This window comes from Rhizohabitans arisaemae, from assembly GCF_025996515.1.
In the GTDB taxonomy this organism is placed as follows: domain Bacteria; phylum Actinomycetota; class Actinomycetes; order Streptosporangiales; family Streptosporangiaceae; genus Rhizohabitans; species Rhizohabitans arisaemae.
The window spans coordinates 149044-170165 of sequence record NZ_BLRH01000060.1 but is presented as its reverse complement, the minus strand read 5'-3'; the positions used below and the strand labels follow the sequence as shown (position 1 = coordinate 170165).

General features: G+C 69.7%; 18 protein-coding genes. 8 read left to right on the top strand and 10 right to left on the bottom strand.

All coding sequences use genetic code 11. The annotated features are described in order from the left end of the window. The first annotated feature begins 1 nt into the window (after position 1). The 3 genes from RUR_RS29260 to pruA all read left to right on the top strand — a co-directional run bounded on the left by RUR_RS29260 (position 2) and on the right by pruA (position 2881). Positions 2-508 (top strand): DUF6912 family protein, encoded by a 507-nt coding sequence (locus RUR_RS29260; RefSeq protein ID WP_283138446.1) that lies wholly within the window; start codon positions 2-4, stop codon positions 506-508. Positions 509-552: 44 nt separating this feature from the next. Next, positions 553-1185: an HAD family hydrolase gene (locus tag RUR_RS29255; RefSeq protein ID WP_283138445.1), complete on the top strand. Its 633-nt coding sequence runs from the start codon at positions 553-555 to the stop codon at positions 1183-1185. 67 nt (positions 1186-1252) lie between these two features. Next, positions 1253-2881 carry an L-glutamate gamma-semialdehyde dehydrogenase gene (gene pruA / locus RUR_RS29250; RefSeq protein WP_283138444.1) on the top strand — a complete coding sequence of 543 codons (1629 nt, stop codon included), beginning with the start codon at positions 1253-1255 and terminating at the stop codon, positions 2879-2881. A 74-nt stretch (positions 2882-2955) separates the two neighbouring features. On the opposite strand, the gene RUR_RS29245 is transcribed toward pruA, so the two are convergent. The 10 genes from RUR_RS29245 to RUR_RS29200 form a co-directional block, all read right to left on the bottom strand. After that, positions 2956-3555, bottom strand: coding sequence for a PIN domain-containing protein (locus RUR_RS29245; protein WP_283138443.1), 600 nt, complete (start codon positions 3553-3555; stop codon positions 2956-2958). 31 nt (positions 3556-3586) lie between these two features. Further along, complete coding sequence (locus RUR_RS29240) at positions 3587-4042, bottom strand: helix-turn-helix domain-containing protein (protein WP_283138442.1); 456 nt, start codon at positions 4040-4042, stop codon at positions 3587-3589. 129 nt (positions 4043-4171) lie between these two features. After that, positions 4172-4837 carry a hypothetical protein gene (locus RUR_RS29235; RefSeq protein ID WP_283138441.1) on the bottom strand — a complete coding sequence of 222 codons (666 nt, stop codon included), beginning with the start codon at positions 4835-4837 and terminating at the stop codon, positions 4172-4174. Between the two features lie 15 nt (positions 4838-4852). Continuing rightward, positions 4853-6466 (bottom strand): FAD-dependent oxidoreductase, encoded by a 1614-nt coding sequence (locus RUR_RS29230; RefSeq protein ID WP_283138440.1) that lies wholly within the window; start codon positions 6464-6466, stop codon positions 4853-4855. Next, positions 6463-7539: a LacI family DNA-binding transcriptional regulator gene (locus RUR_RS29225; RefSeq protein WP_283138439.1), complete on the bottom strand. Its 1077-nt coding sequence runs from the start codon at positions 7537-7539 to the stop codon at positions 6463-6465. Before RUR_RS29225 ends, RUR_RS29230 begins: the two co-directional genes overlap by 4 nt. 34 nt (positions 7540-7573) lie before the next feature. Further along, positions 7574-8998: a DUF4127 family protein gene (locus RUR_RS29220; RefSeq protein ID WP_283138438.1), complete on the bottom strand. Its 1425-nt coding sequence runs from the start codon at positions 8996-8998 to the stop codon at positions 7574-7576. After that, positions 8995-9852: a carbohydrate ABC transporter permease gene (locus tag RUR_RS29215; RefSeq protein ID WP_283138437.1), complete on the bottom strand. Its 858-nt coding sequence runs from the start codon at positions 9850-9852 to the stop codon at positions 8995-8997. The genes RUR_RS29220 and RUR_RS29215 overlap by 4 nt, the downstream gene beginning before the upstream one ends. Then, complete coding sequence (locus RUR_RS29210; RefSeq protein WP_283138436.1) at positions 9849-10763, bottom strand: carbohydrate ABC transporter permease; 915 nt, start codon at positions 10761-10763, stop codon at positions 9849-9851. The genes RUR_RS29215 and RUR_RS29210 overlap by 4 nt, the downstream gene beginning before the upstream one ends. A gap of 4 nt (positions 10764-10767) precedes the next feature. Then, a complete protein-coding gene (locus RUR_RS29205; protein ID WP_283138435.1) occupies positions 10768-12069 on the bottom strand; it encodes an extracellular solute-binding protein in 1302 nt (433 codons plus the stop codon). A gap of 11 nt (positions 12070-12080) precedes the next feature. Then, a complete protein-coding gene (locus RUR_RS29200; protein WP_283138434.1) occupies positions 12081-13445 on the bottom strand; it encodes a hypothetical protein in 1365 nt (454 codons plus the stop codon). A gap of 181 nt (positions 13446-13626) precedes the next feature. Here RUR_RS29200 and RUR_RS29195 point away from each other — a divergent pair, with 181 nt between their 5' ends. The 5 genes from RUR_RS29195 (at position 13627) to RUR_RS29175 (ending at position 20871) form a co-directional block, all read left to right on the top strand. After that, complete coding sequence (locus tag RUR_RS29195) at positions 13627-15165, top strand: hypothetical protein (protein ID WP_283138433.1); 1539 nt, start codon at positions 13627-13629, stop codon at positions 15163-15165. A gap of 52 nt (positions 15166-15217) precedes the next feature. Further along, entirely contained in the window at positions 15218-16186 is a 969-nt protein-coding gene (locus RUR_RS29190) for an acetylxylan esterase (protein ID WP_283138432.1), read from the top strand. 312 nt (positions 16187-16498) lie between these two features. Then, the gene (locus tag RUR_RS29185) at positions 16499-17218 is read left to right on the top strand and encodes an HAD family hydrolase (protein ID WP_283139834.1); all 720 of its coding nucleotides are present in this window, start codon (positions 16499-16501) and stop codon (positions 17216-17218) included. A gap of 48 nt (positions 17219-17266) precedes the next feature. Further along, the gene (locus RUR_RS29180) at positions 17267-19192 is read left to right on the top strand and encodes an acetoacetate--CoA ligase (RefSeq protein WP_283138431.1); all 1926 of its coding nucleotides are present in this window, start codon (positions 17267-17269) and stop codon (positions 19190-19192) included. Positions 19193-19365: 173 nt separating this feature from the next. After that, a complete protein-coding gene (locus RUR_RS29175) occupies positions 19366-20871 on the top strand; it encodes an AAA family ATPase (RefSeq protein ID WP_283138430.1) in 1506 nt (501 codons plus the stop codon). Positions 20872-21122: the final 251 nt, after the last annotated feature.

Sequence of the window (21122 nt, the reverse complement as noted above, 5' to 3'; positions counted from 1 at the left end):
CATGCGTGTCTACCTGCCGTCCACGCTCGCCGCGCTCGCCCTGGTGGTGAGCAAGGGTGAGCTGGGTCCGGCCCCGCTCACCGGCCACGCGGTGACCCCCGCCCTGACCGAGTGGTACGCCTCCGGGGACAACGAGGAACTCGAGTACATCGCCATGATCGAGGCAGCCCGGGTCTCCCTGCGGATGCTCGCCGCCGACCGCGCGGACGGTTTCCCGATCTCGGCCCGCCGGGTCGTACTCGCCGCCGAGGTGCCGGACGCCGAGGTGTGGGCGGGGACGGATCTGGAGGAGCGGTCCCGGGTCCGGCTCGCCTCACCGATCCCCGTCGACCGGATCGCCGCCGTACACGTCGACGACCCTTCGGCCATGCCCGACATCGAGGCGGCGATGGACGCCCTCGCCGCCGCCGACGGGGGGGACGACGACGCGTCCTTCACCGTGGACGGGGCCGAGGCACACGAGCTGATGTGGTTCGCCACCCAGGAAGTACCCGATCTGCTCACCTGACGTTCACAGGCCGGACGAGCGGGCTGGGTACAGTAATGGGTGATATGAGACACATCATCTGGGACTGGAACGGCACGCTGTTCCACGACATCGACGCGGTGGTCGGGGCGACCAATGAGTTGTTTCGCTCCTACGAGATCGGACCGCTGACCCACGACGGCTTCCGGGCCTGCTACACCCGGCCCATCTGGGTGCTCTACGAGCGCCTGCTCCGGCGTTCGCTGGACGAGGGGGAGTTCGACCGGCTGGACCGGGAGTTCCACGAGCACTATCACCGGCTCATGCTCGCCTGCGACCTGAGCGAGGGGGCGCGTACGGCGCTGCAGGGGTGGCAGGAGGCCGGCGGCGGCCAGTCGCTGCTGTCGATGTGGGAGCACGGCAGGCTGGTGCCCAAGGTCGAGGAGTTCGGGATCCACCGGCACTTCAGCAGGGTGGACGGGCTGCGCAGCGAGGCGGGCGGGCACAAGGCGGAGCACATGGTGGCGCACATCGAGGCGCTCGGGCTGGACGCCAAGCGCATCCTGGTGATCGGCGACAGCGTCGACGACGCCACCGCGGCGGCCCATGTGGGCGCGGAGGCGATCCTGTTCACCGGGGGGATGACCTCGCGGGCGGATCTGGAGCGGACGGGGGTTCCGGTGGTCGACTCCCTTGCGGAGGCCCTGGCCCGTGCCTGATTTGTCACTTCGTCTTACGATGTGGAGGTAAGCGACAAGGAAGTCGTAGTTCAGGGGAGTTAGCCATATGGATTCCGTTACCCGAGTGCCGGTACCGGAGAATGAGCCGATTAAGGCCTACGCGCCGAACAGCCCCGAGAGGACGGCACTTGAGGCCAAAATCTCCGAGCTCGGCCGGGAGCGGCCGTCCCTGACGATGACCATCGGCGGCGAGCAGCGGCCGGGTGGCGGCGCGGCGATCGACGTGGTCTCGCCGCACAACCACAAGCACGTCCTCGGCGTCACGCACAACGCGGTGAACGCCGACGTCAGAGCGGCGATAGACGCGGCCAAGCAGGCGGCCCCCGCCTGGCGCGCGCTCTCCTACGACGATCGTTCCGCGATCTTCCTGAAGGCGGCCGAGCTCCTCGCCGGGCCGTGGCGGCAGGTCCTGAACGCCGCGACGATGCTGGGGCAGTCCAAGTCGGTCCTGCAGGCCGAGATCGACTCGGCGTGCGAGTTCATCGACTTCCTTCGCTTCAACGTGGCCTACGGGCGTCAGCTCCTGGCCGAGCAGCCGATCTCCTCGCCCGGGGTGTGGAACCGGATGGAGTACCGGCCGCTGGAGGGCTTCGTCCTGGCGATCACGCCGTTCAATTTCACCGCCATCGCCGGAAACCTGCCGGCCTCCGCGGCGTTGATGGGGAACGTCGTCCTGTGGAAGCCGTCGCCCACCCAGCAGTTCGCCGCCCACTACACCATGCGGCTGCTCGAGGCCGCCGGGCTGCCCCCCGGCGTGATCAACATGGTGACCGGGGACGGCTCCGCGGTCTCGGCCGAGGCGATGACCGACCCCGACCTGGCCGGCATCCACTTCACCGGCTCCACCGGGACCTTCCAGCACCTGTGGCGGACCGTCGGCGAGAACATCGCCGGATACCGCTCCTACCCGCGCCTGGTGGGGGAGACCGGCGGCAAGGACTTCGTGCTCGCCCACCCCTCGGCCGACCCCGCCGTGCTCGCCACCGCGCTGGTCCGGGGCGCCTTCGAGTACCAGGGGCAGAAGTGCTCGGCGGCCTCGCGCGCCTACGTCCCCCGGTCGGTCTGGCAGCGGATCCGGGCGGACGTGCTCGGCACGGTCGAGTCGCTGACCATGGGGGACGTCACCGCGGACCTGTCCACGTTCATGGGCGCCGTGATCGACGACCGCGCCTTCGCCAAGCACAGCGCGGCGCTCGCCCGGGCCCGGGAAGCCGGTCACATCGACGTCCTGGTGGGCGGGAAGGCCGACGACGGCGAAGGATACTTTGTACAGCCGACGATCTTGGAGTCGGCGGACCCGACCGACGAGATCTTCACCAAGGAGTACTTCGGCCCGATCCTCGCGCTCCACGTCTACGACGACGCGGCCTACGACTCCGTGCTCGACCAGATGGAGAGCGCCACACCGTACGCCCTCACCGGCTCGATCATGGCCCAGGACCGGCACGCCGTGGCCGACGCCGTCGAGCGGCTCCGCTTCGCGGCCGGCAACTTCTACATCAACGACAAGCCCACCGGCGCGGTCGTCGGCCAGCAGCCCTTCGGCGGCGCCCGCTCCTCCGGCACCAACGACAAGGCCGGCTCCATCTTCAACCTGATCCGCTGGGTCAACGCCAGGACCATCAAGGAAACCCTGGTCCCGCCCACCGACCACCGCTACCCCCACATGGGCTAGCTCCCCGCCTTCGTGTACGGGCTCCGCCGGCTCCGGCGGAGCCCGTACCTGTCACGGCGTGCTTCGCGCGTCGATCAGGCGTCAGGCCGGTATGGACCGTGATCGCCTGATGTAGCGGCGAGATGAGTGCGGCATCGCCGAGCGAAGACGGGTACGCCGGCTCGGTCCAGCGCGTCGACTATCTCCGATGCATTCATAGGCGGCCGTCGTTTGCCGGCCGCCATTCGAAAGAGGACGTCGACCACCTCACGTGGGCACTGCGTCAACAATGAACACAAGTAGGAGTCGGGGTCGGTGACGGTCAACCCGTACTCGCTGAGGAGTCCGGTGGGAAAGTCGCCGAGGTTCCATGTCACCAAGGTCAGGGCATGCCCGGCGATGGCAGCGGCCATGTGGTGGTGGTCGTCGAGATCAGGACCTTCCATCCGGTCGATCAAGTGCTTGTAGTCGTCTTCGGGAACACGGGTATCGGCAAAGAACTCCCGGATTGTCCGGCTGATCCTCGATGCAGCTTCTGCGGAGCGGTGATGTTCACGAACGATCACCCGCTCCCACTCGTCCAAAAGGTGGTCGCTCCAGACCACGGTGTGGATCGCGTCCTCCGACAGCCCGAGCATCAGGTCCATGACGGAGAAGGGAAACAGCACGTTTGTGTCGATGAAGACTCGTGCCATCGCTTGGCGCTCTCCGGAGGGTCAGGAGGAATCAGTAGGGAAGGTCTGCCTCTTCGGCGGCTTCGATTATTCTGCGGCGGCCCTCGGCTCGCCGCTCGCGACGCGCCTGAAAGTCCAAGACATCCTGGAGGCGGACCAGGCGATGACGGCTATCGGGAAGACGCTGGGAGGGGATCTCGCCCTCGTCCAGCAGCCGGGCGACGAAGGGTCGTGAGAGCCCCAGGAGCTGGGCGACCTCATTCGGGGTCAGACGGGTCTCGACCGGGATGGCGAGTACCGCGTTGCCTTTCGCGAGGTCGTGGGCTGCGGCGAACACGAGGGCGACAAGCGATTGGGGCAGCACGATGTCGTGCCCGTCGGGCAGCTGGAGAACCAATTTGGTGTGACGAAAGGCGTCGGCGCCGCCTTCCAGATGGGCGAGCAGTCGACGCTCAGCCGTGTCCGCCTCTACCCGGGTGGCACCGGCCAGTGCGCCTGTGCGGGGCATAGTCACCTCCGGCCTCGGATCTTATCTGAAATAAGTGTAACCCACGAGGTCGCTCGTTCCTAAGGGCGCCGCTTCAGGGTGCCGAGGCGCGGCTGTTCCCTGGCCACGCCTCGGCTGGATTTGCCGGGATCAGCCTGGGAGGGCGCGGCGGTAGGTGGTGACGGCTTCGGCGATTTGCGCGGCGGTGGTGCCGGTGACGACGGCGCCCAGCAGGATCGCGTCGGCGCCCGCTTCGGCCAACCGGGGGAGGTCGGCGGGGGTGAGGCGGTGCTGGCTGGGCACGATCAGCGGGACGTCGACGGCGGCCCGGACCGCGGCGAGGCGGGCAAGGGTGCCGAGGGCCAGCTCCGTGCCGTACCGGGCCGGGTCGAGGGTGGACATCTCCAGGGCCCGTACCCCGGCGGCGACCAGCGCGGCGGCGGTCGCGGTGTCGTCGGACGGGCCGAGCGCCACCATCGGGGTGACCGGGCCGCAGGCGGCCACGTAGTCCGCCGGAGCGTGGGTGGCGTAGACGTCGAAGTAGTCGAAGCCCATGGTCGCGGCCCGGCGCATCTCCGCCGTGGATACGGTGTCGGCGCCGACGACCAAGCCGGTGGGCAGACCGGCGGCGAGGATCTCGCGGAGCCGGTCGGCCTCCCGGTCCAGGTCGCCGAAGACCGTGCCGGACGCCCGGTGGGCGATGTTGATGTGCACCTTGAGGCCGTCGGCACCGGCCTCGGCGGCGGCCCGGGCCAGCTCGGGGTCGTTGCCGGGCAGGCTGACGAGGATCGCCGTCCGGTCGGAGGGCAGACGCATGATAAGGGTTTCCTTCTAGTAGGGCTGGATCTGCGGCCAGCCGACCTCGACGCCGTCGGCGGTCAGCTTCGCCCGGAAGTCGGCGAGTCGCCGTTCGTCGGCGGTGACCTGGTGGGGTTCGGTCCCGGCGGTCAGGCAGTGCGCGGCGAGCGCCCCGGCGGCCTCGCCGATCGCCCACTCCACCGGGTGCAGCCGGTAGCTGCCGTTGGTGATGTGGGTGGTGCCGATGTTCTTGCCGGCGGCGAGCAGGTTCCGGACCCGCCGCGGGACCAGGGCGCGCAGCGGGATTTCGAACGGCCAGGCGGCGACGTCGATGTAGTTGTCCCCGCCGGTGGAGGGGTGCAGGTCGATGCGGTACGAGCCGACGCCGATCGAGTCGGGGTAGCGCACGGCGCCGTGCTCACCCCGGACGGAGACGGCGAGGTCCTGCTCGACCACCCGGTACTGGGCGAGGATCCGGCGGGACTCCCGGATGTAGGGGGCCATGGCCAGGCCGTCCGCGGTGCCCATCACATCGGGGCGCAGCCGCAGGCCGGGCCAGCCGGTGCCGCCGTCGGGGCGGGGCGCCTCGGTCTGCATCCAGTAGAGCATGGCCAGGCTCTGCCGCCGTGCCGCGTCGGCGTGCCCGGCGGCCTCCGCCTCGGGCACCTCGAACACCGGTCCGCCCAGGTAGTCGATCTGCGGCCAGTTGACCAGCGTGATGTCGCTGCCGAAGACTCCCGGCCGGAAGTGGTTGCGGGCGAGGATCCGGCGGAACGTCCACAGCTCGTCCGAGCCGGGGTCCTTGCTCTGGTCGGCCACGATCGCCCCCGGCTCGTCGTCCGGGTTCGGGGCGAAGGCGTAGGTGCGCGGGGCGAGGGTGTGCGGGTGCGGCGCCGTCCAGCCGAGCTGCGGCCCGGGCCAGAACTCGGGGCGCAGATCACGCCAGTACGGGTAGTCGTCCGGCTTGTCGATGGTGTGGTCCTCGCCGGCCCGGTGCTCGAGGGCGAAGCACACCGAGACGGCCTGCATGTTCAGCGGCTGGGCCTTCGCGGGGGCGCTGGGTTCGCCGGTGTCCTCGCGGGACTCGAAACCGGTGACGTACTCGGTGCCGGTAAGCGGCAGCAGGTCCCCGATCTCGGTGGCGTCGAGCACGTAGTCCGCCTCCACGACGACCTCGGTCCCGGTCTCCCCGTCGAGCAGGGTGACCGAGCGCACCCGGTCGCCGTCGACGGACGCGGCCACCGGGGTGTGCCGCCGGAGCACGGTGAGCCGGCCCGCCGCCTGCCAGGGTGCGGTCATCGCGTCCAGGACGGCGACAGCGGCGCGCGGCTCCACGCAGAGCCGGCTGACCCGGCCCGCCCCCGGGTTGAGGTAGGGGTCGGCGGCGGAGTCCGCGCGGAGCGGATACCAGCGGCGGTAGTGGTCGCGGATGCCCGCGCGGAGTGCGCGGTAGCTCACGCTCGCCCCGAACCGCTCCACCCACGGGTGGTCGTCCGGCGGTACGGCCTGCGAGGTCAGCTGGCCGCCGAGCCAGGCGGTCGACTCGGTGAGCACGACGTGGGCGCCGCCGCGCAGGGCGGCCAAGGCGGCGGCGACTCCGCCGAGCCCGCCTCCCACGACGAGGACGTCGACCTTTGTGCCGGTCATCGGGCTGTGCTTCCTCTCTGTACGGGTCCGGGCGCCGGTCCGCTGGACTGCCCGGGAATGAACGTGCATGGCAGGGTGACGGATCGGGGATCCGCCTCCGGACCTCGCTCCAGCCGTTCCATCAGCAGGTTGACGGCCTCGGTGCCCATCTCCCGCCGCGGGATGCGGAAGCAGGTCAGCTCCAGCGAGGTCGGGGTGTCGTCGGGCGGGTCGTTGAGCGCGGCGAGCGAGCAGTCCTGCGGCACCCGCACCCCGAGCCCGGTGAGGATGTCCTGGACGCGGAGCGCCTCGACCGCGTCGTGCACCACGAACGCGGTGGCGCCGTCCTCCCGGAGCCGCCTGACCTCCTCGACGGTGAGGCCGCCGGGTGGGGCGGGGTGGATCAGGCCGTCGACGTCGAGGGCGTGCCGCCGTACCGAACTCCAGAAACCGGTGTCCCGGTCGGCCGTGTACTCCCCGGGGGTGGCCGTGCCGACGTAGGCGATCCGGCGGTGCCCGAGCCCGGCGAGGTGGTCCACGACGCGGGCGGTCGCCGAGGCGTAGTCGGCGGCGGAGTAGCTGATCGCGCCGCCGGGGATCTCCCGTCGCCCGACGTAGGTGAACGGGAAGCCGTCGTCGCGGAGCCGGGCGAGTTCGCCGCGGTCGGCGTGCTTGCCGAGCAGCACGCACCCGTCGGTGATGGCGAGCCGGTTGACGCCTTCGCGGTAGATCGAGCGGCGCCCGTCGGAGCCGGTGGCGCTGGTGAACATCACCAGGTCGTAGCCGTACGCCTCGGCCGCCGCCTCGATGCCGACCAGGAACGGATGGTAGAAGTCGTGGTGGTCCAGCGGGAACACCGACTCGAAGGTGTAGACGCCGATGAGCTTGGTCGAGCCGCCGGCGAGGTTGCGGGCGACCGGGTTGAGGACGTAGCCCAGTCTTCGAGCCGCCTCCAGCACCCGGGCCCGGGTGGTCTCGGGGATGTTCGGGCCGTCGGTCCGGCCGCTGATGACGTAGGAGACCGTCGCCTGGGAGACGCCCGCCTCCTTGGCGATGTCGGCCTGGCGCGGCCTGCGCCAGCCCCGCTCGCTCATCGGGGCGTCCCGGCGCTGGTGTGGCTGTGGCTGGTCACCGTGGGATGTCCTCCAGTGTGAAGTCCACCTCGAAGGGGCGACCCCACGGTAGGCGGACGCTGCCGGGCCGCACCCGGTAAATGTCGGCGAACTCCGGGAAATCGGCGAGCCGGTCGGCGAGTCCGGCGGGGTCGCCCCCGTCGATTACGGCGTACCGCACGCCCGACTGGTAGCCGAGGTCTTCCAGGAACCGGTGGGCCAGGACCTTCCGGGTCGAGCCGGGGCCACCGGTCAGCGCGGCGCAGCCTTGGGCGACGGCGCTCCCGATGGAGTTGCCCGCCGTGTTCCAGCCCGCGTACCCGGCGAGGGCGTCCAGCCGGATCCGGCTCCGGAGCGCGGCGACCAGCTCCGGGTCGGAGCCGTTCGCGTCGGCCACGTCGGCCACCACCACGCGGCGCCCCGCGCGCACCAGGCCGCTGACCCGTTCGGCGAGGTGTTCCGCGGCCCCGCGCCGCGCGGTGGAGGCCGGGATCTCCCGGTCGGAGTAGCGATCGCCCATCGCCTCCGCGGGAGGATGTACGGCCACCACCAGGTCGGCGGTGGCCACGTCGGCGGTTTCACGCAGCCCCGCGGCGCGCAGCTGCCCGGAGACGGTCTCCCGTACGGGGACGTCCTCGAACACCGCGACGGCGTCCAGTCCGCCGGGTACCTCGCAGACCACCGCGGCGGTCAGGTCCCGTCCGGCGGTCAGCGCCCGGCCGAACAGGACGGCCCCGACCTCGTCGGCGCCCGGGTAGAGCAGCACCTTCCCGCCGAGGTCGAAGCGGTCCGTCCAGGTCTGTAGCCATTCCCGTTCCCCGGTGGAGACACTGTCCACCGTGGTGTCCTCGGCGACCACCGCGAGCAGGTCCAGGACGCCTTCGGCGGCGAGCTCGATCCCGGCCAGGTGCAGCTGGTGGTGGGCGAGCCTGCGGTGCAACCAGTCGTGCACGTCGGCGGCGGGGAGCGCGGCGCGGGCGCCGGCCACGTCGGCGGGGAAGCCGTGCTCGGCACCGTACAGGGCCTTCGAGAACCGGAAGAAGCCCCGGCCGTGTTCGGCCCAGTACGGCGGTTCGGTTCCGGCGTCGTCCTGGTTCTTGGTGCGCGTGAGTACGGCGAACGCGGCCGTCGGCACGCTTCGCGGCAGCCGTTTCAGCACCTCGAGCCGGGGCAGCCAGTCGGCGATCGACTCGGTCGTACGGCGGGAGGGGACGTATCCGCCGTGCACCAGTTGGTTGAGGCTGACCACGACGGCGTCCGCGTCCCGGGCGGCCCGCTCCAGCCACGCCCCCACGGCGGCCGGGTCGCTCGCCGCACCGCGGGCGCCGAGCATCCCCGGCGGCGGCAGGGTCAGCCTGACCCCGGCGGCGTCGGCGAGGTCGGCGACCTGCCCGGTGTTGACCGGGCGGTCGTCGAGTGGAAGCAGTACGACGTGGGTCATCCCTTCACCCCTCCTGAGGCCAGACCGGCGACGAAGTGCCGCTGCGCGGCGAGGAACACGGCGATGACGGGGACCGTGGCGATCACGGTGGCGGCCATCAGGGGCCCGTACTGCACCACACCGCTGGCGGCGTAGGTGCTCAGGGCGAGCGGGAGCGTCTGCATGTCGGGGGAGGAGACCACCACCAGCGGCCAGAGGAAGTCCTCCCAGGCCCCGGTGAACGACAGCACCGCGATGGTGGCGACCACCGGGCGGGCGATCGGCAGGTAGACGCTCCAGAAGATCCGCAGCTCGGAGGCGCCGTCCAGCCGGGCGGCCTCGGCCATCTCCTCGGGCAGGTCCAGGAAGAACTGGCGGGCGAGGAAGACGTTGAGCGGCTGCACCAGCAGCGGGAGCAGCAGGCCGCCGTAGCTGTTGAGCAGGCCGCTGCCGCCCTCGCCGAACAGGTCGTTCCCCCCGCTGAGCGGCCATTTCTGGGCGATCAGGAAGAGCGGGATGAGCTGGACGACCGCGGGGACCATCGCGGCCCCGAGCGTGGCGACGAACAGCGGCCGGTTGCCGGTGAAGCGGAGCCGGGCGAAGGCGTAGCCGGCCATGGTGGCGGTGAGCACGTTGCTCAGCATGGTGAGCACGCCGACGATCGCGCTGTTGGTGAGCGCCACGGGCAGGTTCGTGGTTTCCCACACGTAGGCGAAGTTCTCGAAGGTGAAGTTCTCCGGCCACAGTTTCGGCGGATAGCTGAACACCTCGGTGGCCGGTTTGAAAGCGAGCGAGAGCAGCCACCAGAACGGAAGCATCACGATCGCGGTCACCACGCCCACCACGGCGGTCCGCAGCCAGCGGCGGCCGGTCACTTCTTCCCCCTGGACAGAAAACGCACGTTGGCGTACGCCAATGCGAAGATCATGCAGAACAGCACGAACGCCATCGAGCTCGCCTCGCCGAGCTTGAAGTTCTCGAACGCCTCCTTGTAGACCAGCATGTTCACCACCGTGGTGGAGCCGAGCGGGCCACCCGAGGTGAGAATGTAGATCTCGGAGAAGGACTGGGCGAGGTAGATCAGGTCGACCACCACCACATAGGTCGTGATGGGCATGAGCAGCGGCAGGGTCACGTGCCGGAAGGTGCGGAACCGGCCCGCGCCGTCCACGGCCGCGCTCTGGATCAGTTCCTTCGGGATGGTCTGCAGCCCGGCCAGGAAGATGATCATACTGCCGCCGAGCGCCTTCCAGGCCCGCATGACGATCAGGGACGGCAGCGCGGTGGCCTCGTCGGTGAGGAACTCCACCGGGCCCAGGCCCACCAGGTCGAGCAGGTGGTTGAAGTAGCCCTCGCGGGAGTACAGCCACAGCCAGATCATGCTCACCGCGACCAGGGAGACGACCCGTGGGAGGTACATCGCCCCGCGGAAGAGCGCGACGCCGGGGAACTTCCCGTTCACCAGAAGCGCCAGGCCGAGGGCCGCGGGCACGGTCAGCGCCAGCGTGCCGAAGGCGTACAGCACGGTCACCCGGAGGGCGTCCCAGAACTCACCCGAGGTGAGCACCTGGAGGTAGCCCGTGAGCCCGTGGAACTTCGGGCCCGTCGTCTCCACCGGGTTGTACGAGGTCAGGCTCAGGTAGAAGCCGTACCCGATCGGGACGGCCACCACGACGAGCAGGACCAGGATCGACGGCAGGACCAGCGTCCAGCCCGCCACCCCCTGGCCGCGCCGCGACGGCGAGACCCGTCGCGGCGCGGTTGTCACGGTGCCTTTCAGGGACACGGGATCAGCCCTTGAGGATCTGCTCGCCCGCCGCGGCGGCGTCGTCCAGAGCCTTCTTCGGCGGGGTGGTCCCGCGCAGGGCCTTTTCGATCTCCTTGGAGAGCGCGTCGCGGAGCTGGGTCCAGGTGGCCACGTTGGGGTTCCCCTTGAACTGCGATGCGGCCGCCATGAACGGCTGCAGATAGGCCAGCTTGGCCAGCTCGGGGTCCCCCGCGACCGTGGCGCGGGCGGGGATGCCGCCGACCGTGACGGTGTACTCCTTGACGTTCTCCGGCTTCAGCATGAAGGAGATGAAGTCCCACGCCTCGGTCTTCAGCTTGGTCTTGGCGCTGATGAACAGGCCGTTGCCGGCGCCGCCGAAGGAGGCGGCGGCCGTCTTCTGCGCCGGGGGCAGGACGCCGATCTTCGCGGCGGCCCCGGGGTCCGCCTCGTGGATGGTCTTGAGCGTGGCGTCGTCCACCAGCGCCATCGCCGCCCGGCCGGTGACCAGCGGGTGCTGGGCCCCGGTGCTCGCGCTCTTCTCCCCGAGGCCGGTCGCCACGGCCTTGTCCCCCTGGTAGAGGCCGGTCAGGTATTCGAGCGCGGACACGCCCTCCGGCGAGTTCCAGGCGACGGCCTTGCCGTCGGGGGAGAGGAAGGAGCCGCCCGCCTGGTAGAGCAGGGTGGCGAACGCCTGCGACATGCTGGTGGGGTTGTCCCCCGGCATGTGCAGCCCGGACACGGTCACCTTCCCGCCCTCGCGCTTGGTCAGCTTCTCGGCGGCGGCGCGGAGTTCGTCCCAGGTGGCCGGGGACTTGGCGGGGTCGAGGCCCGACCCCTCGATGAGATCCTTGCGGTAGGCGGTCAGGTAGCCGAAGCCGCGCAGCGGCATGATGTACTGCTTGCCGCCCACCTTGCCGTCGTTCAGGAAGGTGAGGTCGCTCCGGTCGGTCTCCGGCAGCTTGGCCACGTAGTCGTCGAGCGGCTCGACCCGCCCGGCCTCGGCGAAGCCCGCGGCCGCCGCGTTGCCGTGGCCGAACACGTCGGGGGCGGTGTTGCCCGCGAAGGCGGTGGACAGGCGGGTGGACAGGTTCGCCCAGTCCACGAACTCCACCTGCACGTCCACGCCCGGGTACCGCTGCTCGAAGGCGGGGACGAGCTTGTCGTTCACCCAGGCGATCTCGTTGCTGAGGTTGCCGGGAAACCAGACGCGCAGCTGCTTGTCCCCGCCGCTTGCGGTGGTTCCCCCGCCGCCCGAGCCGCAGGCGGTCAGCGCGAGACCGGCGGCGAGGATCACGGCCGGCAGGCGCATCGAATGTAGTTTCATGAAGCGGTCCTTCAGGGTCCGGCCGGGTAGGTCAGGTGAATGCGGATGTTGGTCCAGCGGTCGACCGGGGAGTTCGGGGGCTCGTGCACGCCGGTCAGGTTGGGCGACTCCTGCCAGGTGGAGCCGTAGTCCTCGGAGACCTGGAAGCGCACGTGGGTGCGGACGTAGAGCCCGAACACCGGGGCGACGGCCTCCCAGCCCGGGTCGATCGCGAGCTTGCCGTCGATGAGGTAGCGGCGGTCCTGCAGCAGCTCGGCCTTGGCGCCGACCGGGCCCACGATGATCCACTGGTTCTTGCCGATGAACGAGTTCTGGCCCAGGTCGTAGCTGAGGAACTTGGCGTGGTTGGCGGGCACGATCTGCAGGCCGCCGCGCACGTTCGGGTCCCAGCTGAAGCCGGTGCGGGGCGAGGTGGACAGCGTCAGCGCGCCGGGGTGGTTGGTGTCGACCTGGCCGATCTCGGCGAACTCGGTGCCGCCGAACCTGCCGGTGCCGCGCACCCGCTGCATGACGTCGGCCACATGGCGGACCTTGCCGTGGGGGTAGCCGACGAGGATGCGGCCGTTGCGTTCGTGGGCGCGGCCCGCGACGGTGTCGCCGGCGGCCCAGTTCTCGAACTCCAGGTAGGCCGGCGAGCCGTACCTGGTCAGCGGCTTGTAGACCGAGTAGCGCAGGTGGCGGGGGACGGTGCGGGCCGGGTCGCCTTCGAAGTGCCGGTGGATCGGCTCCCACCTGCCCGTGGCCTCGTCGCGGTAGGTCATGGGCGAGCCGACCTGCGGGGAGGCCCCGCCGCCGAAGATGCTCGTGCCGCCCTCGATGTCGGTGTACATCGTGTCGGCGAGCCATTTGCCGTGGTCGGCGCCGTGGAAGCGGTCGGGCCGGATGTTGACCAGGCTGGTGGTCCACGCCCGCAGGTTGTGCGGGTCGTACTTGTCACCGGGGCCGACCTTGTTGCGCAGGACGTAGACGGACGCGGCCAGCACGTGGCCGGGGGTGCCGTCGAGGGCCTTGGAGTATTTCGAGGCCCAGAAGCCGTCGTTGGCCAGGACCGGGGTGGTGGCGGGCCGCTGGACCGTGCCGAGCCTGGTACGCGTCCCGTCGAGTGCCACGTGGGTGATCTCGCCGCCGACGGAGTTGTCGAACTCGACGTCGAACTGGCGCACCAGCAGGGGGCGGTTCTCCACCCGGGCTTCCCAGGGGATCGCCACCCCCGCCACGTTGTTCACCCCACGGCCGGGCCGGTGGAAACCGGCTCCTGGCGGCACCTCGCCGGGTGTCGCGGCGGCCGAAGCCGACCGGCCCCCGCCGATGACTGCGACGGCGGGCACGACCGCCGCGGCTGCGAGCAGTCGCCGACGCGACAGCATTGCGCTCATCGAACCTCCTAGTGATGCGCATAACTCGCCAATGTGATCCCCCGAGGTGATGCGCATAACCAACCCTGGGGCAGATTCGGGCGAATTGTCAACAACCAGGTTTTAGGTCTTGACATAAGTGATCTCGCGCTCCTTGAATGAGCGCACTTCCCCTTGGTTATACGCATCACTAGGAGAGTTCATGCGTTTTGGTGCGCGTCTCCTCCGTTCACGTCGCCTGCAGACGACCTTCGCCACCTCGGCCGTCGTCATGCTGGTGACCGGGGCGGGTTCGCTCGGTGCTCCGGCCGTGAACCCGAGTCCGGCCATCCCCGTCGTCGACCGGACGAACGGGGTAAGCAACCACCACCAGGTCGTCTACCCCGCCTCGGTCGCCGCGGAGAACCAGCCGCGGCTCACGGTCGGCCACCACGTCGAGTTCGCCAACGTGGACGGCGGGGCGATCGAGCGGATCGACCCCGACGGGACGCGAACGCGCCTGGGCACGGTCCGCCGGGCGGCCCGGCACGTCCTCGACGCCGACGCCGGCTTCTGGGCGGCCAAGTACGTCACGGGCGTGGACGGAGGCCGTTCCACCGTGGTCGCGGCCTCGAACTACGCCTGGCGGATCAAGGCCGGGCCGCACCGCTTCTGGAACGGACCGGCCGACCAGTACGCCACCTACAAGCCCACCTTCCCGGCGAGCTGGTCCCCCAAGATGTTCAGCATCGAAACCGTGGAGAACTACGACATCGCGGCCAGGTCCCGCTTCGCCGAGGACGTCGTCTACACCGACGTCTCCGGCGGTGAGGGCATCTTCGGCGGGCCGTCGATGACCGCCGTCGGCTCCACCGTCAAGTACTTCGACCAGGCCCGCTCCACCTGGCGGCCGCTGTGGGAGCACTTCGAGACCGGTGGGAACGGCGTCGTGAAGGACTCCGACTACTACAAGCCCATGCCCACCAGGCTGCTGGTCACCACCTACAAACCGGTGACCGACGCCGGGACGCCCGACTACATCGAGTTCGAGAACTGGGCGGCGGGCGACCGGGTCAACGGTCCGAAGAAGCAGAAGGACAACGGCAAGGTCTACATCCACTACCCGGGCCAGGCGCCCAAGCCCGTGGCCGAGGTGCTCCAGCGGGTCCGCGGTTCCGGGCGGTTCGGCGGGACCGAGGCCACCCCGGTGGGCGGCGTCACCACCAACCACCCCGGCGCGCTCACCCTGTCGACCTCCCCGCGCAACCCGCGGATGGTCGCCGACGGAGGGGACCCCACCTTCAGCGGGGCCTGGCAGCGCGGTGGCATCCAGATCGGCCCGGTCAACCACCATCGGGTCGAGTCGCTCTGGATCCAGCCGGACAACTCCACCCTGGGCAGCAACGTTCTCATGATCGTCGGACCGCTCGGGTCGAGCCGGGACGCCCTGAACGACCCCTCCTACACCGTGAACGGCAAACTCCGCTACGACCCCGCCTGGGAAGCCGTCGCCCCGGTCTTCGGGATGTACATCAGGCCCAAGTGGGGGGCGACCCCCGCGGAGCGCACCTGGTTCGAGGTGTCGGAGGACTTCGGCGTCACCTGGACCGCCCCGCAGCAGATGAGCGGGGTGACCTGTCCCTCGGACACGCCGCCGGACGCCCGGGCCGGCTGCCGGGTGGACGCGGACGAGAACCCGGATCACGCGCTCAACTCCCCGGTGGAGCGCTGGACCAACATCCGCATCCACCTCTCCTACTGACCGACCGCTCGAACTGGGGCAGAATCCTCATATCCCACCAATGGAGTGATAAATGCCCCTGTTCGACCTCCCCCTGGAGCAGCTTCGCGCGTACCTGCCGGAGCGTGACGAGCCCGCGGACTTCGACGCGTTCTGGTCGCGGACCCTGGCCGAGGCGGGGGCGTACGGTCTCGACGCCGAGTTCCGGCGCCACGACATCCCGCTGACCTCGGTCGAGGTCTACGAGACCGGGTTCGCCGGGTGGGGCGGGCATCGCATCGGCGCCTGGCTGCTGCTCCCGGCCGGCGCGAGCGGGCCGCTCCCGGGGGTGGTGCAGTACATCGGATACAACGCCGGGCGCGGCTACCCGCACGACCATCTGCTCTGGCCCTCGGCCGGGTACGCCACCCTGGTCGTCGACACCCGGGGGCAGGGCGGGCACAGCCACGGCAGCCCCGGGGCCACCGCCGATCCGGACGGGGGCACCTTCGCCCAGGCTCCCGGGATGATGACGCGCGGCATCCTCGATCCCGAGCACTACTACTACCGCCGCGTGTTCACCGACGCGGTCCGCGCGGTGGAGGTGCTGGCCGGGCATCCGGCCGTGGACCCCGAACGGATCGCGGTGGTCGGGGGCAGCCAGGGCGGGGGGATCGCCCAGGCGGTCGCCGCACTGCGGCCGGGCCTTGCGGCGGCGCTGATCGACGTGCCGTTCCTGTGCCACTTCCGCAGGGCGGTGGAGATCACCGGGCAGGATCCGTACCACGAGATCGTCCGTTTCCTCTCCGCCCAGCGCGGCGCGGCCGGGCAGGTGTTCCACACCCTGTCCTACTTCGACGGGATGAACTTCGCGGCACGCGGCCGGATCCCCGCCCGCTACTCGGTCGCGCTGATGGACGACGTCTGCCCGCCCTCCACGGTCTTCGCGGCCTTCAACCACTGGGCGGGGCCAAAGGAGATCACGGTGTGGCCGTGGAACAACCACGAGGGCGGCGGCGGTGCCCAGCGGGAGGAACAGCTCCGTTACCTGGCCGGGTTGTGACGATCGGCGGCCGCGGTGGCCGGGGTGATCGTTGTGGTGTGTGTTCCCGGTGGGGTGCGGACAGCGCAACGATCATCTGGTGGGGGTACGGGCTGCGCCGGATCGGTCTCTCTCCGCCCGGGGTGCTGCGGTGGCCGGGGTGATCGTTGTGGTGTGTGTTCCCGGTGGGGCGCGGACAGCGCAACGATCATCTGGTGGGAGCCGCCCGCGCGTTCTCCGCGCCTGGTGGCCTCGTCGGTTGTTGGGCGTACTCTAAGCACGGCTTCGCCGACAGCCGCACGCACCTTCTATGCTCGCCCCCGGAGGCCCGCCATCAACCGCCTCGTTCTGTGGAACGTCGACCTCACGCTTGTCGACGTCGCGATCGTGACCCGAGACGCCTACGCGGAGGCCTTTCGGCGGGTGACGGGGCGTCCGCTGGTGAAGCTGGCGCCGGCGAAGGGGCGTCCGGAGTCCGAACTCATCTTCGAGACGCTGGCCATCAACGGCATCCAGCCTGACGACGGGCACCTGCCCGCCTTCATCGAGGCGCTCGGCGAGGCCTTCGCCGACCGGCGCAAGCGGCTCAAAGCAGAGGGCCGGGTGCTCCCGGGGGCGAAGGAGGCACTCGCCGCGGTCGGCAGGCTCGACGGGGTCGTGCAGTCACTGCTGACGGGAACGATCCGGGTGAACGCCGTCCACAAGCTGAAGGCCTTCGGGCTCGACAAGCACGTCGACTTCGAGGTGGGCGGGTACGGCGAGGAGGTCTATCCGAAGGCGACGTTGCTGCAGGTGGCGCAGGGGAGGACCAAGGATCGGTACGGCTTCGCCTGCGACAAGTCGGTGACCGTGCTGATCGGCGACTCGACGCGGGACGTCCAGGCGGCGCAGATCGGCGGAGCCGCGATGATCGGGGTCGCCTCCGGTAGGTCCCTGGCGGGTGAACTCCGCGAAGCAGGGGCAGATATCGTTCTTCCGGACCTTTCGGACACTCGTGCGGTCGTCTCGGCGGTGTCGCGCCTCACCTCGCCAGGGGGCCGCGACCTCGGCTGATTCGGCGCGGACGGGGCCGAGAGCGGCTTACGCGAAGGGAGCACGGCAATGGCGCCGACCGGCGAGGTTCACGAGGGCACCCTGCTCTGGGAGCCGACCGAGGAGATCATCGCGACCGCCAAGGTAACCCGGTACATGTCGTGGCTCGGGCGATCCTTCGCCGGATACGACGACCTGTGGACCTGGTCGACCGACGAGCCGGCCGAGTTCTGGCAGAGCATCTGGGACTACTTCGACGTCGTCGGCGAGCGCGGGACCGGCCCGGTGCTCAGCGGGACCATGCCCGGCGCCGTCTGGTTCGAGGGTGCCACCCTCAACTACAGCGCCAACGCCCTCCGCCGGGCGGCGACCACGCCGGAGAAGACCGCCGTGATCTTCCGCGACGAGTCCGGGAACCGGCGCACCCTCACCTACGGCGAGCTCGCCGAGGAGGTCGCCCGGGTTCGCACCGGCCTGATCGGGCTGGGCGTCGCCTCCGGGGACCGGGTCGCCGCCTACCTGCCCAACATCCCGGAAGCCCTCATCGCCTTCCTCGCCACGGCCTCGCTGGGCGCGATCTGGTCCTCCTGCTCGCCCGACTTCGGGGCGCCCAGCGTGATCGACCGGTTCACCCAGATCGCACCGAAGGTGCTCTTCACCGTGGACGGCTACCGCTACAACGGCAGGGACTTTGACCGGTCCGCGACCGTGGACGAGATCGCCGCCAAGCTGCCGAGCCTGGCGGCCACGGTCGTGATCGGCTCGGCGCGCCCGGGACGTCTGGCGTGGGAGGAGCTCCGCGCCTCGGCAGGACCGCTGGAGTTCGAGCCGGTGCCGTTCGACCACCCGCTCTGGGTCGTCTACTCCTCGGGGACGACCGGCCTGCCCAAGCCGATCGTGCACGGCCACGGCGGGATCGTGCTCGAACACGTCAAGACGCTCTCCTTCCACCAGGACCTGGGCGAGTCCGACGTGTTCTTCTGGTACACCACCACCGGCTGGATGATGTGGAACTACCTCGCCGGCGGCCTGCTCGTCGGAGCCACCGTGGTGCTGTACGACGGTTCGGCCGCGCACCCGGCGACGGACGCGCTCTGGCGGGTCGTGGCGGAGGAGAAGGTCACCTATTTCGGGACCGGAGCCCCCTACCTCGTCGCGTCCATGCGCGCGGGCGTCCGTCCCGAGGGGATCGAGGCGCTGCGCGGGATCGGCTCCACCGGATCGCCGCTGCCCCCCGAGGGATTCGGCTGGGTGTACGACGTGGCGCCGAACATCCAGCTCGGCTCGTTCTCCGGCGGGACCGACGTCTGTACCGGCTTCGTGGGCCCGGTGCCGCTGCTCCCGATCCGCGCCGGGGTGATCCCGTGCCGCTGCCTGGGTGCGCGGGTGGAGTCCTACGACCCCGCGGGCGCCGCCCGGATCGGCGAGGTGGGTGAGCTGGTGGTCACCCAGCCCATGCCCTCCATGCCGGTCATGTTCTGGAACGACCCGGACGGGACGCGCTACCGGGAAAGCTACTTCGAGGACTATCCGGGGATCTGGCGGCACGGCGACTGGATCAAGATCCTGCCCGACGGCGGCTGCGTCATCTACGGCCGGTCCGACTCCACCCTCAACCGGGGCGGCGTCCGCATGGGCACCAGCGAGTTCTACCGGGTGGTGGAGCGCTTCCCGGAGATCGCCGACAGCCTGGTGATCGACACCGGTCAGCTGGGCCAGGAGGGCCGCCTCCTGCTCTATGTGACCGTCGCCGAGGGCGCGGAGCTCACCGACGAGCTGATCATGCGCCTCCGCCGGACCCTGCGCACCGAACTCTCCCCCCGGCACGTCCCCGACCGCATCACCGCGGTGCCCGGCGTGCCCCGTACCCTCTCCGGCAAGAAACTGGAGGTTCCGGTCCGCAAGATCCTCCTCGGCGTCCCGATCGAGCGCGCCGCCAACCTGGACTCCATGGCCAACCCCGAAGTCCTCACCCACTTCCTCCCCGACGCCTGACTCCTTCTCAGGATCCTGTACGGCCTCAGCCGGGATCGACCTGCAAGCCTGCTCGACGTCTTCGTCGTGATCCGGGTGGGTCGATCCCGTCCTGTTTTCTGGGAGTCCCGAACTGGGAGAACATGCTGGACTACAGTTCAGTAGAACGTAGTCCAGTAATGAGGTGATCCCGTATGGTGATCAAGCCGGCGGAGATCTTCGACCGCCATGAAGAATGGGACGCGCTGGTCAGGTTCGCCACGGGGACTCAGTCCACAGTGGCGTTTGGGGTTGTCAGCGGACGTCGGCGCCAAGGGAAGACCTTTCTGCTCAAGGCGCTTACCGAGTCGCTGGGAGGCTTCTACTTCGAGGCCGGCGAGGGTACGGAGATCGAACTGCTCCGCCATTTCGGGATGGCCCTGGCACAGCACACGGGATCTCCGGTCGGCTACCCGTTCGCGGACTGGCGGGATGCCCTGATCTACTTCTTCTCATTGGCAAAGGACCGTCCGACGCCGCTGGTCATCGATGAGTTCCCCAACCTGATGAAAGCGAATTCCGCGGTCCCCTCGATCCTCAAGCAGGAGATCGATCTTCGAGGGGCCAGCCATCAGGGCAGCAGTTTGGCCCGGGTCCTCATTTGCGGATCTGCGATGTCGGTGATGGGAAAGCTGCTCGCCGGTCAGGCTCCGCTGCGTGGGCGTGCACGTCTGGAGTTGGTTGTGCAGTCGCTTGGCTACCGGGACGCCGCCGAGTTCTGGGGGGTCACCGATCCAAAGCTCGCAGCCATGCTTCACGCGGTGGTCGGCGGGACGCCGGCGTATCGGGACGAGTTCGCCGAAGGTGATCTGCCGAAATCTCCGGAGGACTTCGACGCCTGGATTGTTCGGACGGTCCTGAATCGCAGGACCGCTCTGTTCCGGGAAGCGAGATACCTCCTCTCCGAGGAGCCTGACATCCGGGATCCCGCCCTCTATAACTCCGTCCTCGCAGCGATCGCCAACGGGAACTGCACCTGGGGCGGTATCGCCGGATACATCGGCTACAAGTCATCGGACGTCGCCCATCCGCTCAATGTGCTTGAAGACTGCGGTCTGGTGCGGAAGGAACCGGACGCGTTTCGCTCCGGGAGATCGAACTATCGGATCGCCGAACCGCTGATCTCCTTCTACCAAGCGGTGATGCGTCCCGTCTGGGCGGAGCTAAGCCGGGGAGGCGCGGCCCGAGTCTGGGCGAGATCAAGACAGAGGTTTCTCACCAAGGCCATGGGGCCGCACTTCGAAGCGCTCTGTAGAGAATTCGTCGAGCTGTACGGCTATGACGCTTTCGACGCGGAGGAAGCCGGGATCGAGGTGGTCGCCGGGGGGACGGTGGCCGATCCGGCCAACAAGAGTCAGATTCAGATAGATGTCGCCGCGCTCAGTCCCGGCTATCCCGACGAGCCGCGTTCCGTGATCTCGCTGGGCGAGGCGAAGTGGGACAAGGTCATGGGGTTGCGGCATCTGGAGCGGTTGCGGCGGGCTCGGGATCTGCTTGCGGGCAAGGGGTATGTGACGGAGAAGACCGTACTGGCGTGCTATAGCGGGGCCGGGTTCGAGGCGGAGCTGGTGGCCGAGGCGAAGCGGGACGGGCGGGTGCTGCTCGTGGATTTGGACATCTTGTACGGGCTGCGCGAGGCCCGCGACACGGTGTCACGTTGACGCGGCCCGGCTTTTCGGGTGGTATCAGGTACGGCGGTGAGTTCGCACGGTCAATGGGGACCGTGGGAGGGGGGACCGCCGGAGGTGTGCTGTGGCGGCGCGAGCTGCCGTACCGGCCGAATTGGGTACCGGTACCGGGCGGGCGCGGGCTGTGTTCGCCGGTCGCGTAGGCGACGACGGCGATTTCGGGCTTGCCGGACCCGGTCGGAAGCTGGAGGAGCCCCCTCTGCGGGCTGGGCCCGCCGCTTACT

Coding starts and splice junctions, on each gene's coding strand:
- RUR_RS29230 (WP_283138440.1), bottom strand. CDS start 6,466: ATGACCGGCACAAAGGTCGACGTCCTCGTCGTGGGAGGCGGGCTCGGC.
- RUR_RS29240 (WP_283138442.1), bottom strand. CDS start 4,042: ATGCCCCGCACAGGCGCACTGGCCGGTGCCACCCGGGTAGAGGCGGAC.
- RUR_RS29235 (WP_283138441.1), bottom strand. CDS start 4,837: ATGCGTCTGCCCTCCGACCGGACGGCGATCCTCGTCAGCCTGCCCGGC.
- RUR_RS29225 (WP_283138439.1), bottom strand. CDS start 7,539: ATGAGCGAGCGGGGCTGGCGCAGGCCGCGCCAGGCCGACATCGCCAAG.
- RUR_RS29195 (WP_283138433.1), top strand. CDS start 13,627: ATGCGTTTTGGTGCGCGTCTCCTCCGTTCACGTCGCCTGCAGACGACC.
- RUR_RS29220 (WP_283138438.1), bottom strand. CDS start 8,998: ATGACCCACGTCGTACTGCTTCCACTCGACGACCGCCCGGTCAACACC.
- RUR_RS29255 (WP_283138445.1), top strand. CDS start 553: ATGAGACACATCATCTGGGACTGGAACGGCACGCTGTTCCACGACATC.
- RUR_RS29260 (WP_283138446.1), top strand. CDS start 2: ATGCGTGTCTACCTGCCGTCCACGCTCGCCGCGCTCGCCCTGGTGGTG.
- pruA (WP_283138444.1), top strand. CDS start 1,253: ATGGATTCCGTTACCCGAGTGCCGGTACCGGAGAATGAGCCGATTAAG.
- RUR_RS29245 (WP_283138443.1), bottom strand. CDS start 3,555: ATGGCACGAGTCTTCATCGACACAAACGTGCTGTTTCCCTTCTCCGTC.
- RUR_RS29205 (WP_283138435.1), bottom strand. CDS start 12,069: ATGAAACTACATTCGATGCGCCTGCCGGCCGTGATCCTCGCCGCCGGT.
- RUR_RS29180 (WP_283138431.1), top strand. CDS start 17,267: ATGGCGCCGACCGGCGAGGTTCACGAGGGCACCCTGCTCTGGGAGCCG.
- RUR_RS29190 (WP_283138432.1), top strand. CDS start 15,218: ATGCCCCTGTTCGACCTCCCCCTGGAGCAGCTTCGCGCGTACCTGCCG.
- RUR_RS29200 (WP_283138434.1), bottom strand. CDS start 13,445: ATGAGCGCAATGCTGTCGCGTCGGCGACTGCTCGCAGCCGCGGCGGTC.
- RUR_RS29175 (WP_283138430.1), top strand. CDS start 19,366: ATGGTGATCAAGCCGGCGGAGATCTTCGACCGCCATGAAGAATGGGAC.